This is a genomic window from Massilia sp. P2_C2 (assembly GCF_056404615.1).
The window spans coordinates 1-13427 of sequence record NZ_JBFUDR010000168.1 but is presented as its reverse complement, the minus strand read 5'-3'; the positions used below and the strand labels follow the sequence as shown (position 1 = coordinate 13427).

The 13427-nt window shown below is 64.9% G+C and carries 16 protein-coding genes; 5 read left to right on the top strand and 11 right to left on the bottom strand.

From position 1 onward, the window contains the following. A partial coding sequence (locus AC1DYX_RS18865) for an ATP-dependent DNA helicase RecG (RefSeq protein WP_477261585.1) occupies positions 1 to 1112 on the top strand: 1112 nt, incomplete at its 5' end. 135 nt (positions 1113 to 1247) lie between these two features. Here AC1DYX_RS18865 and AC1DYX_RS18860 read toward each other — a convergent pair. The 3 genes from AC1DYX_RS18860 to AC1DYX_RS18850 form a co-directional block, all read right to left on the bottom strand. Next, positions 1248 to 1508 (bottom strand): hypothetical protein, encoded by a 261-nt coding sequence (locus AC1DYX_RS18860; RefSeq protein WP_477261583.1) that lies wholly within the window; start codon positions 1506 to 1508, stop codon positions 1248 to 1250. 49 nt (positions 1509 to 1557) lie between these two features. Beyond that, positions 1558 to 1863: a hypothetical protein gene (locus AC1DYX_RS18855; RefSeq protein WP_477261581.1), complete on the bottom strand. Its 306-nt coding sequence runs from the start codon at positions 1861 to 1863 to the stop codon at positions 1558 to 1560. 124 nt (positions 1864 to 1987) lie between these two features. Beyond that, positions 1988 to 2668 carry a DJ-1/PfpI family protein gene (locus AC1DYX_RS18850; RefSeq protein ID WP_477261579.1) on the bottom strand — a complete coding sequence of 227 codons (681 nt, stop codon included), beginning with the start codon at positions 2666 to 2668 and terminating at the stop codon, positions 1988 to 1990. Between the two features lie 83 nt (positions 2669 to 2751). On the opposite strand from AC1DYX_RS18850, the gene AC1DYX_RS18845 reads away from it, so the two are divergent. After that, entirely contained in the window at positions 2752 to 3735 is a 984-nt protein-coding gene (locus tag AC1DYX_RS18845; protein ID WP_477261577.1) for a GlxA family transcriptional regulator, read from the top strand. A 42-nt stretch (positions 3736 to 3777) separates the two neighbouring features. On the opposite strand, the gene AC1DYX_RS18840 is transcribed toward AC1DYX_RS18845, so the two are convergent. The 7 genes from AC1DYX_RS18840 to pyrC all read right to left on the bottom strand — a co-directional run bounded on the left by AC1DYX_RS18840 (position 3778) and on the right by pyrC (position 9091). Continuing rightward, positions 3778 to 4266 (bottom strand): hypothetical protein, encoded by a 489-nt coding sequence (locus tag AC1DYX_RS18840; RefSeq protein ID WP_477261575.1) that lies wholly within the window; start codon positions 4264 to 4266, stop codon positions 3778 to 3780. Positions 4267 to 4463: 197 nt separating this feature from the next. Beyond that, positions 4464 to 5063, bottom strand: a complete 600-nt coding sequence (locus tag AC1DYX_RS18835; protein WP_477261573.1) for a PEP-CTERM sorting domain-containing protein — start codon at positions 5061 to 5063, stop codon at positions 4464 to 4466. Positions 5064 to 5295: 232 nt separating this feature from the next. Next, positions 5296 to 5697: a hypothetical protein gene (locus AC1DYX_RS18830; RefSeq protein ID WP_477261571.1), complete on the bottom strand. Its 402-nt coding sequence runs from the start codon at positions 5695 to 5697 to the stop codon at positions 5296 to 5298. Positions 5698 to 5847: 150 nt separating this feature from the next. Then, entirely contained in the window at positions 5848 to 6222 is a 375-nt protein-coding gene (locus tag AC1DYX_RS18825; protein WP_477261569.1) for a 50S ribosome-binding protein YggL, read from the bottom strand. Continuing rightward, positions 6219 to 7232 carry a Gfo/Idh/MocA family protein gene (locus AC1DYX_RS18820; protein ID WP_477261567.1) on the bottom strand — a complete coding sequence of 338 codons (1014 nt, stop codon included), beginning with the start codon at positions 7230 to 7232 and terminating at the stop codon, positions 6219 to 6221. The genes AC1DYX_RS18825 and AC1DYX_RS18820 overlap by 4 nt, the downstream gene beginning before the upstream one ends. Before the next feature lie 10 nt (positions 7233 to 7242). Further along, positions 7243 to 8037 carry a DUF3025 domain-containing protein gene (locus AC1DYX_RS18815; RefSeq protein ID WP_477261565.1) on the bottom strand — a complete coding sequence of 265 codons (795 nt, stop codon included), beginning with the start codon at positions 8035 to 8037 and terminating at the stop codon, positions 7243 to 7245. A 4-nt stretch (positions 8038 to 8041) separates the two neighbouring features. Further along, positions 8042 to 9091, bottom strand: a complete 1050-nt coding sequence (gene pyrC, locus AC1DYX_RS18810; protein ID WP_477261563.1) for a dihydroorotase — start codon at positions 9089 to 9091, stop codon at positions 8042 to 8044. A gap of 146 nt (positions 9092 to 9237) precedes the next feature. On the opposite strand from pyrC, the gene AC1DYX_RS18805 reads away from it, so the two are divergent. Beyond that, a complete protein-coding gene (locus AC1DYX_RS18805) occupies positions 9238 to 9975 on the top strand; it encodes a sulfite exporter TauE/SafE family protein (RefSeq protein ID WP_477261560.1) in 738 nt (245 codons plus the stop codon). Here the strand turns inward: AC1DYX_RS18805 and AC1DYX_RS18800 are convergent, their stop codons facing one another. Continuing rightward, entirely contained in the window at positions 9976 to 10701 is a 726-nt protein-coding gene (locus AC1DYX_RS18800) for an amino acid ABC transporter ATP-binding protein (RefSeq protein WP_477261558.1), read from the bottom strand. It abuts the gene before it with no gap. Between the two features lie 245 nt (positions 10702 to 10946). Between AC1DYX_RS18800 and AC1DYX_RS18795 the strand changes: the two genes are divergently transcribed. Together AC1DYX_RS18795 and AC1DYX_RS18790 are read left to right on the top strand one after the other, a co-directional pair. Next, on the top strand, positions 10947 to 12218 hold the full coding sequence (locus AC1DYX_RS18795) for a dicarboxylate/amino acid:cation symporter (RefSeq protein ID WP_477261556.1): 1272 nt from the start codon (positions 10947 to 10949) through the stop codon (positions 12216 to 12218). 77 nt (positions 12219 to 12295) lie between these two features. Then, positions 12296 to 13372, top strand: coding sequence for a type II asparaginase (locus AC1DYX_RS18790; RefSeq protein ID WP_477261554.1), 1077 nt, complete (start codon positions 12296 to 12298; stop codon positions 13370 to 13372). Positions 13373 to 13427: the final 55 nt, after the last annotated feature.

Sequence of the window (13427 nt, the reverse complement as noted above, 5' to 3'; positions counted from 1 at the left end):
CCGAGATCCTGGCCGAGCAGCACTTCCGCAAGATCGCCGCGTGGATGGAACCGCTGGGCGTGAAGGTGGCGTGGCTGACGGGCAGCCTGAAAAAGAAGGAAAAGACGGCGGCCAGCGAGATGGCGGAATCGGGCGAAGCGCAGCTCGTGATCGGCACGCACGCCCTCATCCAGGACTCCGTGCAGTTCGCGAAGCTCGGCCTCGTGCTGGTCGACGAACAACACCGCTTCGGCGTCGGCCAGCGCCTTACCTTGCGCAACAAGGGGTCCGACGGCCTGGTCCCGCACCAGCTGATGATGTCGGCGACGCCGATCCCGCGCACCCTGGCGATGACGTACTACGCCGACCTGGAAGTCTCGATCATCGACGAACTGCCGCCGGGCCGCACGCCGATCGTCACGCGCGCCATCGACCAGAACCGGCGCGACGAAGTGATCGAGCGCGTGCATGCGGCCGCGCTGGAAGGCCGGCAGGTCTACTGGGTCTGTCCGCTGATCGAGGAATCGGAGGCGCTGCAGTTGCAGACGGCCACCGAGACCTACGAGACGCTGGCCACCGCCCTGCCCGACCTCGTCGTCGGCCTCGTGCACGGCCGCATGAAGCCGGCGGAAAAGCAGGTGATCATGGATGCGTTCTCCGAAGGCAGGGTGCATGTGCTCGTCGCGACGACGGTGATCGAGGTGGGCGTGGACGTGCCGAATGCGTCGCTGATGGTGATCGAGCATGCCGAGCGTTTCGGCCTGTCGCAGCTGCACCAGTTGCGCGGACGCGTGGGCCGCGGCTCCGCGGCCAGCGTGTGCCTGTTGCTGTATCAGAGCCCGCTCGGTCCGGTAGCCAAGCAACGCCTGATGACGATGCGCGAGACGACGGACGGCTTCGAGATCGCGCGGCGCGACCTGGAAATCCGCGGCCCCGGCGAATTCCTCGGCGCGCGCCAGTCCGGCCAGGCCATGCTGCGCTTCGCGAACCTGGAGACGGACCAATGGATCGTCGAACAGGCGCGCGACGTGGCCGCGTGGCTGCTCGGGTCGGACCGCMCCGAGCTGGAGGCGATCGTCGATGCGCACCTGCAGCGCTGGCTGGGCGGGCGCGAGGAATTTCTTAAAGTGTAGGGTGGGCACCCCTGTGGCCACGCGTAAAGTATGCTTAACGCGAACGTCCGCGTGGGCACGGGGTGCCCACCCTACCTCTGGACGCACGAAAAAATGGCCCGCGAACGGGCCATTTTCATGATGATGTGACGCTGATTACCTGGTCGCTGCCGGTGCCGTCGTATCGGCCGCGGCATCCTTCTTCTCGACCTTGGCTTCGGCCTTCTTGTGATGCTTGGCCTTGCCCACGTGCTTCTTGCCCGCCTTCGTATCCTGCTTGTCGTGCGCGGCTTCGGCCTTGGCGACGGCCGGCGGCGTGGCCGAATCCGGGGTGGTCGTCGGCGCCGGGGCCGGGGTCTGGGCGAAAGCTGCGGTGGCGAACAGGCCGGCGATCAGGGTGGCGATGGTGCGTTTCATGGTGTTGGCTCCTGCGTGATTCGATTGTTCGGGTAGGTCGGTATCGGTATTACTTGGTCGACGCCGAGACGTCGGCGGCAACGGTGGTGTCCTTGGCGGCTTCGGTCTTGGCGGCCACGTGCTTCGCGGCGTGCTTCGTCCTGGCCTTCGCATGCTTCGTCGTGGCTTTGGCTTCCTTCACGTCGGCCTTCGCTTCAGCCTTGGTGTCGAACTTCGCGTCTTTCGCGTCGACCTTGGCTTCGGCCTTCACCGCAACCGGGGTGGCCGTCGCCGGCGCAGCTGCCGGGGCGGGGGTCTGGGCGAAAGCGGCGGTGGCAAACAGACCGGCGATCAGGGTGGCGATGGTATGTTTCATGATGAAGGGTCCTCGGTAGTTTTGGGTTTTAGTGATGCACGTTTGCGTCTCACTTGTGCCTGAAACGGCCCGCCCTGCTGTCCTGTTGACGCGTTTTACAAATGCTTACTCGCCTGACAAAGCCTTACAACTCGACAGTATCCGCCAGCGCCGCCTCCACCCGCGCCAGCCGCGGCGCCAGCAGCGCGCGGTAGCGTTCCACCAGCGCCGCGCCGGCACCCCGTGGCGAGCCGGCATCGAATGGCGGATGCGGATCGTATTCGAGCGCCAGCTGGATCATGCGCGCGGCGTCCTCCCCGGCCAGTTCAGCCGCCAGCGCGAGGCCGAAGTCGATCCCGGCCGTCACGCCGCCGCCCGAGATGCGGTTGCGGTCGCGCACGATGCGCCCGGCCACGGGCATGGCGCCGAAACGCTCCAGCAAAGGCAGCCACAGCCAGTGGCACGCGGACCGGTAGCCGGCCAGCAGTCCGGCCGCGCCCAGCACCAGCGACCCGTTGCACACCGACGTGACGTAGCGCGCGCTGTCTCCCTGGCGGCGCAGGAAGGCCAGCGTCTCGCGATCGCCGAACAGCTGCTCGATGCCGAAGCCGCCCGGCACGCACAGCACGTCCAGCGGCGGACACCCGTCGAACGTCGTGGTCGGATTGATCGTGAAGCCGACGTCGGTCGGCACCGGCGCCCGCGTCTTCCACACGAGGTGCACCTGGGCGCCGGGGACCCGGCTCAGGATCTGGGCGGGACCGGTCAGGTCGAGTTGGGTAACGTGCGGGAACAGCAGGAATCCGATATGCAGGTCAGTGGTCATGGCAGGCTCCGTCGATGAAGTGACACCATTCTAGGAACCGGCTAGCATTGGCAGCAATGTCAAACTTGTGCCGATTCCTGCCAATGCCATCCCCATCCCGACCACGCCACGTCGCCCTGCTCACGTTCGACGACGTCCAGGTGCTCGACGTCACCGGCCCGGCCGCCGTCTTCGGCGCCGCCAACGACGCCGCGGGTTACGCGTTCTACCGCGTGCACATCCTGTCGCCGCAGGGCGGCCCCGTCACCAGCAACTGCGGCCTGGCCGTCGTGACGGCGCCGCTGGCCAGCGTCAGGCCGGGTGCCATGGACACGGTGCTGGTCGCGGGCGGCAGCAAGCGCGGCCTGCGGGCACTCGCGCAGGATGCGTCTGCTGCGGCCTGGCTGCGGCACGCCTGCGCGCGGGCGCGCCGCTACGGCTCCGTGTGCACCGGCGCCTTCATGCTGGCTGCGTGCGGCCTGCTGGAAGGCCGGCGCGTCGCCACGCACTGGGAAGCGACCGACGTCCTCGGCCGGAACTACCCGGATGTCGAGGTCGATGCGAACGCGCTCTATGTGGAAGATGGCCGCGTGTGGACGTCGGCCGGCGTCACCACGGGCATCGACATGTGCCTGGCACTCGTCGCGCGCGACCTGGGCGACGCCGTCGCCAACGCCATCGCGCGCCGGCTCGTGCTGTATGCGCGGCGGCCCGGCTACCAGTCGCAGTTCAGCACCGTGCTGGCGGCCCAGGAAAAGGCGGACAGTCCGTTCGCCGGCCTCGTCGACTGGATCCGTGCGCACCTGGACGCACCGCTGGACGTGGCCAGCCTGGCGGACCGCGCGGGCATGTCGCCGCGCACCTTCCACCGCCGCTTCACGGACGCGCTGGGCGAAACGCCGGCCCGCTTCGTCGAGACGTTGCGCCTCGATCACGCGCGCACGCTGCTGCAGACGTCACTGGCGTTGAAAACGGTCGCTGCGCAGACGGGTTATGCGACGCCGGCTCAGCTGTCGAAAGCGTTCGCGCGGCGCTTCGGCGTCAGTCCCGGCCTGTTCCGCGCGATGCACGCGGAACAGGCGGAATAAGAAAGCCCGCATCGCGCGGGCTTCCTGAGGAGGGCTGCAGAGTTACTTGGTGACCGGAGCGGCGGGTGCAGCTTCCGGTGCCGGGGTAGCCGGCGTGGCAGGAGCAGCCGGGGTAGCCGGGGTAGCCGAGGCGTCCGACGTGCCCGCGGTACCCGAGCTGCCCGTGGCAGCTGGAGCGGCCGGGGTCGCCGGCGCCGCTGCATCAGCCGGTGCCGGGGCCGGTGCCGCCGTCGCGGCCGTGTCTTCTTTTACGGCATGGGTTTTCGCGGCATGCTTCGTCTTGCTTTTCGCATGCTTGGCGCTCGTCTTCGCTTCCTTGGCATGCGTCTTGGCCGTCTTCGCATCGGCTTGCGCTTCCTTCACGTCGGCTTGCGCTGCCTTGGTATCGGCCTTCGATGCCTTCAGGTCGGCGTTGTCGACCAGCACGGCTTGCTTGGCAGCAGGCGTCGTGGTCTTCGCCGGGGCGGGTGCCTGGGCGAAAGCTGCGGTGGCGAACAGGCCGGCGATCAGGGTAGCGATGGTTTTTTTCATGATGAAGGGTCCTCAGCAGTTTATCGGCAATGTGCACGTCGTTTTGCGTGACACTTGTTCCTGAAACGCGACCTCTTCAGTGCCTGTTGACGCGTTTTACAAACGGTTACGAGGCTGACAGATGCTTACATCCCTTGCAACTTTTCTTCCAATAAAAATGCCCGCACTTGTGCGGGCTTCAGTGGATCTATTGCTTCTTAATTCTTTGCTTTTTTACGACGCGATGCGACGAAACCCATTGCGCCCAGGCCCAGCAGAGCGAGAGTTTGCGGCTCAGGCACATCCGATGCCGGTGCCTCGAAGTTGCTGATCGTGTTCGTGGTCGGGCCGCAGCAGCTGTCGGCACTGAAAGCAGCAAATTTGATCGTATCGCCTGCATTCACACCGATGCTGAACGTTCCCGACGTGACCGCGCCATCCCAGTGGTACGGGTCGCCGAAATTGCCGCCGGTCAGGGTGTACAACGTACCGTTCACATAGAAATTCAAACCGGAGCAGCATGCATCAACTTCCGCATTGAAAGCCCAGTCGAAAGACACGGTGCCCGCGCTGGAGACGACGTGCGAGAACGTGAATTCTTGCGGTGCCCAGGGCGTGAAGGGATACGAATCCGGCTCCATCAGCGTCAGCGTTTGCTGCGATCCATCCACAGAGGAAACCGTAGTGCCGCCATAGGTTTCGGCCGAAGCCCAAGTCGAGTAATCGTAGAAACCGTTGAAGCCGATCGGGGCGGCATGGGCGTTCGAGAAGAAACCAACCAGAAGAGCCAGCAGGGCGAAAATTTTCATATGACGCATGATATGTCCCAAGTGGTGTTAAAAGATGAGTAAATACATCTCAGCAAGTACCATGCCACATCCGCGTGGAAATTTATTTTCCTTTTAAAACAGTTGTTTACATGAAATACACAATCTTAACAAATTTGAGATGTAAATATTCTCGACATCAACTTTAAATGCTGTGACTCGTCGGAACGCGCTAAAGAAAAAGCCCGCATCGCGCGGGCTTCTTCATACCGTGGGGACCGGATTACTTGGTCGTGGCAGGCGTCGCGGCCGCGACGGTCGTGCTCTTGTGCTCAGCCTTCGCATGCTTGGCATCAGCCTTCGCTTCCTTCACCTCGGCCTTGGCTTCGTGCTTCGCTTCCTTGGCTTCATGCTTCGCTTCTTTAGCATCGGCCTTTGCTTCCTTGACGTCGGCCTTGGCGGCCTGCTTGGCATCCTTCACGTCGGCCTTGGCAGCGGCCTTCGTTTCCTTGACGTCGGCTTTGGCAGCCGCCTTGGTTTCCTTCACTTCAGCCTTGGCGGCCTGCTTCTCCTGCTTGGCTTCGACCTTGGCCGCGGCCGTGGTGGTGGCGGCAGGCGCGGGCGCCTGGGCGAAGGCAGCGGTTGCGAACAGGCCGGCGATCAGGGTAGCGATGGTCTTTTTCATGATGAAGGGTCCTCAGAGTTTTGGGGGGTTCGGTGCACGTCGTTTGCGTTGCACTTGTCCCAGAAACGCGGCCGCAGACCCGACTGTTGACGACCTTTACAAACGGTTACCGCGCTGACAGATCCTTACAACTCGACAGTTCAACGCAGTTCAAAAGTTATAACCGTGCCAGGCATCCTTGAAATCCTTCGCCCGCGCATCGACGACTTCCGGACGGGCGCGCAGCCACGCGATCACGGCTTCGCGGTCTTCCTCGCCGGGCGAGCCACGTTCGATGCGGGCGACCACGCCCTCCGTCTCGCTGAACGGCTCGCGGCCGCCGAAACCGCCGCCGAGCAGGCCCCGTTCTTCCAGCGCGCCGAAGAAGTCGTTGATGAAGTCGTGATACGGCTCGCCGCGCATCGGATTGTGGAACACGAGTTCGACATCGAAGCAGTGCTCACGGAATTCGCCGACGCGCAGCTTCTTGCGCTGGCGGGCATTCAGGCGCCGCAGGCGGCTGGTCGAACGGGGGTCGCGTTTCATTGATTCTCCCTGGTTGATTGCGATTGTGGATTGTCGGCGTCATAGGTCAGGCCGATCTGGCACCGGATCTCGTCCATCACGCCCATCAGCGCCAGCGTGTCGGCATGTGTCATGCCGGGACTTTCGACGAGGCCCGCGCGCCAGCAGCGCTGCGCCTCGATCACTTCGTGCACATAGCCGTTGCCGATGAACGGCGTGGGGACGGTGCGCGAGATGCCGTCGGCGCGTACCACCGTCACCGTCTGCGTGCGGTAGAACATCGTGTTCATGCGCACGTGGCCACGCTCGCCGGCGATGGTCAGCTCGCTCGGCAGGCGCGCACGCAACGAGCAGCTGCACACGGACATGCCGCCGCCGCGGTGGCGCAGCAGGATGCCGGTCTGCTCGTCGACGCCCGTCGGGCCGATGTCGGCCTGGGCCTGCACGGAATCCACGGGCCCCAGCAGCGCCATCGCGATCGACAGCGGATAGATACCGAGGTCGAGCAGCGCGCCACCGCCCAGCACCAGATTGAACAGGCGGTGTTCGGGCCCGACGTCGGCCTTGAATCCGAGGTCCGCGTTCACCTGGCGCACGGTGCCGATCTCGCCCGAGTCGACGATGCGGCGCACCTCGGCCAGCGCGGGCAGGAAGCGCGTCCACATCGCCTCCATCAGGAACAGGTTGTTCGCGCGCGCGAGACCGACCAGTTCCTCGGCCTGCTGGCGGTTGACCGTAAACGCTTTTTCGCACAGGACGCCCTTGCCGGCCTCCAGCGCCAGGCGCACGTTCTCGTAATGCATCGGATGGGGTGTGCCGACGTAGACGAGGTCCACGTCGTCGGCGCGCACGAGGTCCTCGTACGAGCCGTAGGGTGTACCGCCGAATTCGCGCGCGAAGAATGCGGCGCCGTCCAGGCTGCGCGAGCCGACGGCGGCGAGCTGCGCGTCCGGCGTGGCCTTGAGTGCGGTGGCAAACGCCCTGGCAATCTTGCCCGTGCCAAGGATGCCCCAACGTACCTTGTCGTTCATGACGTCCTCCTTATGCAATGCCGGCCGGCCGCCTGGGCCGGAACACGGTCTCATCGAGATAGAAGGCCTCGTCCTGGTCCGGCCACCAGCCCGGCACGCCCAGCACGGGCAGCGGGGTGAAGCCGGCCGTGGACAGGCCCTCGGCGACCATTGCGTTGGACACCGCGCCGTCGATCCAGTCGCGGCGCCCGTCGCGGTCGAGTGCAAAAAAGTCGTCCGCGGCGAACACGACGCGCACATGCGCCGTGATCGCCTTGCGCGGCGCGACGAGCTTTTCCATCAGCGCATGCCCGAACAGCCACAGTTCGGCATCGCGGCCGAACATGGCCTGCTTGTCGAACAGGGCGTCGCGCCAGCGGTGTGCGCGCAGATCGTCGACGAGCGCGCAGCCCGCCGCGCCAATGCGCACGACGAGCAGCGCGGCATTCTCGTCAAAAATGGTGGCGGCGTCGCGCGCCGGTCCGCGCGACTTGCCCACGCCTGCCTGCGCGATCTGCGCGGCCTGCAGGGCGTTCAGTTCGCGCTTGATGCGCGGGAAAGTCTGCCACACGAGGCCATTGAAGAAATCGTGCAGGTTCTCGCGCGTGGGCACGCAGCCCGTGGCGCCGATGAACGCTTCGTAGGCGACGCCTTCCGGCAGGTCGGCCTGGGGCACGAAGCGGATCGCCTGGCCGCTGTGGTTGACGAGCCCCAGCCGGGCCGCGTTGGCGTTGAACGCCGGGATGAAAGGTCCCGGCTGCAGACTTTCGAAAGCGGGACGGACCGTGTCATACCACGGCCGCGTCCAGTCGATCTCGGGGAACATCCCGTTACAGCATCTTCCAGACTATCTGTTCGCCGGCGTTCAGCGGCACGAGGTCGTGCTCGCCCATCGGCACGGTGGCCGGCAGCGTCCAGGCCTCGCGCTTCAGCGTGATCGTGCCCTCGTTCACCGGCAGGCCATAGAAATTCGGGCCATTCAGGCTCGCGAACGCTTCCAGTTTATCAAGCGCGCCGGCCTGTTCGAAGGCGGCGGCGTACATCTCCATCGCGTGCAGCGCGGTGTAGCAGCCGGCGCAGCCGCAGCTCGCTTCCTTCGTGTGCACGGCGTGCGGCGCGGAGTCGGTGCCGAGGAAGAAGCGTTCGTCGCCGCTCGTCGCCGCCGTCACCAGCGCCAGGCGGTGCTCCTCGCGCTTCAGCACGGGCAGGCAGTAGTAGTGCGGGCGGATGCCGCCGCGGAAGATCTCATTGCGGTTGTACAGCAGGTGGTGCGCCGTGATCGTCGCCGCGATCGGGCCTTCGGCCTCGGCCACGTACTCGGCCGCGTCCTTCGTCGTGATGTGCTCGAACACGATCGGCAGTTCCGGGAAGTCGCGGCGCAGCGGACGCATCACGCGCTCGATGAACACGGCTTCGCGGTCGAACAGGTCGATGTGCTGGTCCGTCACTTCGCCGTGCGTCAGCAGCGGCATGTCGAGTTCCTGCATCACTTCCAAGGTCTTGTAGCACTTGCGCAGGTCCGTCACGCCCGCGGCGGAATTCGTCGTCGCGCCCGCCGGATACAGTTTCACGCCGTGGATGAAGCCGGTGTCGCGCGCGCGGCGGATCTCGTCCGGTTCCGTGTTGTCAGTGAGATACAACGTCATCAGCGGCTCGAAAGTCATGCCCTGCGGCAACGCAGCCAGGATGCGCGCGCGGTACTCGGTCGCCAGCGCGGCCGTCGTGACGGGCGGCTTCAGGTTCGGCATGACGATGGCGCGGGCGAACTGGCGCGCGCTGTGCGGCAGCACGCTGGCCATGGCCGCGCCGTCGCGCAGGTGCAGGTGCCAGTCGTCGGGACGGGTGATGGTGAGGGTGTCGGGGGTTTCGATGATGGACATGGCGGCTCTCGGATTGCGAACCCCGACATTTTACTAGCACGCACCCGCGTCGGGCAGTCAATGTGGGTGCGCACGATACATTGCAATACAGAACAGAATTAACAATCGGACTAGAATCGTCACATTATCAATCGGTCCGCACCAACATGACGTTCGACTTGCTTACGCTTACCCAGCTGGCATGCATCATCGTGTTCGGCTACACGGTATTCGGCCTCACGGGCTTTGGCTCGTCCGTGACCGCGATGCCGCTGCTCGTGCTGTTGATTCCCTTGCGCATGGCCGTGCCGCTGATGCTCGTGTTCGACCTCGTCTCCGGCCTGCTGCTGGGCCTGAAGAACCGCCGCTTCATCGAGAAACGCGAAGCCCTGCGGCTGATTCCGTTCATGGTGGCCGGGATGGCCCTCGGCGTGCTCGCCCTCGTGCGGGCGCCGGAACGCGTATTGTTGCTCGTGCTGGGCCTGTTCATCCTGGGTTATTCGGCCTGGAGCCTGCTCGTGCACGGCAAGCCGCGGCCGCTGGCAAGCGCCTGGGCCGGGCCGTTCGGCGTCGTCGGCGGCATGTTCACGGCGCTGTTCGGCACCGGCGGGCCGTTCTACACGATCTTCCTCACGCGCCGCCTGGACGACAAGCTGACCTTGCGCGCCACCATCTCCGGCGTACTGTTCTTCAGCGCCGTGGCGCGCCTCATCCTGTTCACGGGCGCCGGCCTGTACCGCGAAGGGTCGCTGCCGCTGCTGGCGGCCGTGCTGCTGCCGTGCGCGCTCGGCGGGCTGTATCTCGGCAACCGGCTGCACCAGCGGCTGCCGGCGGAGCGCATCAAGCAGGTCGTGTGGGTGGTGCTGATCGCGGGCGGCGCCAGCCTGGTATTGCGCAACGTGTGATCAATGCAGGATCCTGGCCAGGAATTCCCTGGCCCGGTCCGACCGCGGCGCATCGAAAAACGCCGCGGCGGGACCGTCCTCGACGATGCGGCCCTCGTCCATGAACACCACGCGGTCCGCCACGCGGCGCGCGAAACCCATCTCGTGCGTCACGACCATCATCGTCATGCCGTCCTGTGCCAAAACCGCCATCACGTCGAGGACTTCGCCCACCATTTCCGGATCGAGCGCGGACGTGGGTTCGTCGAACAGCATCGCGACGGGATCCATCGCCAGCGCCCGCGCGATCGCCACGCGCTGCTGCTGGCCGCCCGACAGCTGGGCCGGATATTTGTCCTGGTGCGCCAGCAGGCCCACGCGGTCCAGGTATTTCAGGCCGTTGGCCGTCGCCTCGTCGCGCGAGCGTTTCAGCACCTTGATTTGCGCCAAGGTCAGGTTGTCCCGTACGGACAGGTGCGGGAACAGCTCGAAGTTCTGGAACACCATACCGATGCGCGCACGCAACATGGGTAGATCCGTTCCCGGGTCATTCACTGACGTACCATTGACGCTAATTAACCCTTGCTGGAATGGTTCCAGTCCGTTGACAGTCTTGATCAGTGTCGACTTGCCGGAGCCGGACGGGCCGCATACGACCATCACTTCGCCGGGCGCGACGTGCGTCGTGCAGTCGCGTAGCACCTGGAATCGGTCATACCACTTGCTGACGTTGTCGATGGTTATCATTGAATGTGTTTTCCAACAATTCATACGGCTTGCGCGGTGATTTTCCAAGAATTCGTGTTGCGTGTTTGCCCGTCTTCCGGCGTGCTTGACAGCACCATCATCGACAACGATACTTCCCGGACTTGTCAATATCATCAGGACAAGATACCCGGCAACTCCCTGATCTTGCACGAGATTGTGCCACGGCGTCGGTACAGGACGGATGATCTCCGCTGTCCCGCCAACCTCCACCACAGAGGAAGCTTATGAATAAAAGAAACCGCCTCACCACCTGGATCCTCGTGGGCCTGGTACTCGGCATTGCCACCGGCTACGCGGCCAACACCCAGTTGGCCGATCCCAAGGGCTTCGCCGACAGCATGTCGCTCGTGACCACCCTGTTCCTGCGCCTGATCAAGATGATCATCGCGCCGCTCGTGTTCTCGACGCTGGTCGTGGGCATCGCCAAGATGGGCGACGCCGCCGAGGTCGGCCGCATCGGCGTCAAGGCGCTGGGCTGGTTCATCATCGCTTCCCTCCTCTCGCTCACGCTGGGCCTGATCCTCGTGAACCTGTTCCGTCCGGGCGATGCGATGGCGCTGTCCGGTACCCTGCCGGCGACGGGCGCCTCGTCGGGCATCAGCGCCTCCGGCCTGACCCTGAAGGACTTCATCACCCACCTCGTGCCGACGTCGATCTTCGACGGCATGGCCAAGAACGAGATCCTGCAGATCGTGATCTTCTCGATCTTCTTCGGCACCGCCGCCGCCGCCGTGGGCGAGCGCACCGCGCCGATGATCGCCGCCATCGACGGCGCCGCGCACGTGATGCTGAAGGTGACGGGCTATGTGATGAACTTCGCGCCGTTCGCCGTGTTCGCCGCGGTCGCCGGCGTCGTCGCCACCAGCGGCGTCGGCGTGCTCGGCACCTACGGCAAGTTCATGGGCGAGTTCTACCTCGGCATCGCGCTGCTGTGGGTCATCCTGATCACGATCGGCGTGCTGTTCGTCGGCCCGCGCCTGTTCAAGCTCCTTGGCCTGCTGCGCGAGCCGACCATCCTCGCCTTCACCTGCGCCTCGTCGGAAGCCGCGTATCCGAAAACGCTGGAAGGCCTGGAGCGCTTCGGCGTGAMGAACCGCCTGGCCGCGTTCGTGCTGCCGATCGGCTATTCGTTCAACCTGGACGGTTCGATGAKGTACTGCAYGTTCGCCTCGGTCTTCATCGCCCAGGCCTACGGCATCGAGCTGGCACTGTCCACGCAGATGACCATGATGCTCGTGCTGATGCTGACCTCGAAAGGCATGGCCGGCGTGCCGCGCGCCTCGCTCGTCGTCATCGCCGCCACGCTGAACCAGTTCCACATTCCCGAAGCCGGCCTGCTGCTGCTGCTCGGCATCGACCACTTCCTCGACATGGGCCGCTCGGCCACGAACGTGATCGGCAACGGCATCGCCACCGCCGTCGTCGCGAAGTGGGAGGGCGATCTGGCCGATCCGGCCATCGCGCCCAAGGACGTTGCCACCGCGCCGCTCAACTGACCGGCGCGCCCCGAACCAGGCTTCCAGACCGGAAGCCTTTTTTTTGCCTTCCAAAAATTGTTAAATTAGGAGACTTTATGTTCTTAAAATTTGTACGCACATGGTTCGCACTGTTCCTCTTGACGATGCTGACCGCGGCCGCGCAGGCCCAGACGGCGGCACGCCTGCCCAACATCATGATCCTCGCCACCGGCGGCACCATCGCCGGCACGGGCGCCACCAGCACGACGACGGTCGGCTACACGGCCGCCAAGGTCAGTGTCGATGACCTGATCAAGGCCGTCCCTGAACTGAAACAGGTCGCGCACGTGACGGGCGAGCAGGTCTTCCAGATCGCCAGCGAAAACATGAGCAACGAGCACTGGCTCACGCTGGCCAAGCGCGTCAACACGCTGCTGGCGAAGCCGGACGTGGACGGCATCGTGATCACGCACGGCACCGACACGATCGAGGAAACGGCCTACTTCCTCGACCTCGTCGTCAAGAGCAAAAAGCCGGTGGTCGTGGTGGGCGCGATGCGTCCGTCGACCGCGATCTCGGCCGACGGCCCGATCAACCTGTACAACGCCGTACTCACGGCCGGCAGCCCGGACGCCGTCGGCAAGGGCGTGCTCGTCGTGCTGAACGACCAGATCAACGCCGCCCGCGACGTCAGCAAGACCAACACGACGACGACGGACACGTTTAAAGCGACGGAACTGGGCCTGCTGGGCTACGTCGTGGGCAACCAGGCGCACTTCTACCGCGCGTCGACCCGCAAGCACACCGTGGACACGGAATTCGACGTGAGCAACCTGTCGGCGCTGCCGCAGGTCGACATCGCCTACACGTACGCGAACGTGGGCCCGACGGCCGTCGACGCACTGGTCGCCGCCGGCGCCAAGGGCCTGGTCCACGCGGGCGTGGGCGACGGCAGCCTGCCGAACAAGGTGCGCCCGGCGCTGTCGGCCGCGCGCGAAAAGGGCGTGATCATCGTGCGCTCCAGCCGCGTGGRCCAGGGCATCGTGGCGCGCAATGGCGAGGCCAATGACGACCAGCTGGACTTCGTTGTCGCCGATACGCTGAATCCGCAGAAGGCGYGCATTCTGCTGATGCTGGCGCTGACCAGGACGAACAACACCAAGGAAATCCAGCGCATGTTCTATATCTATTGATGAGATAAACGCCGCATCACGGGTAGGGTGGGGGCCTCCGCCCACGGATTCAACC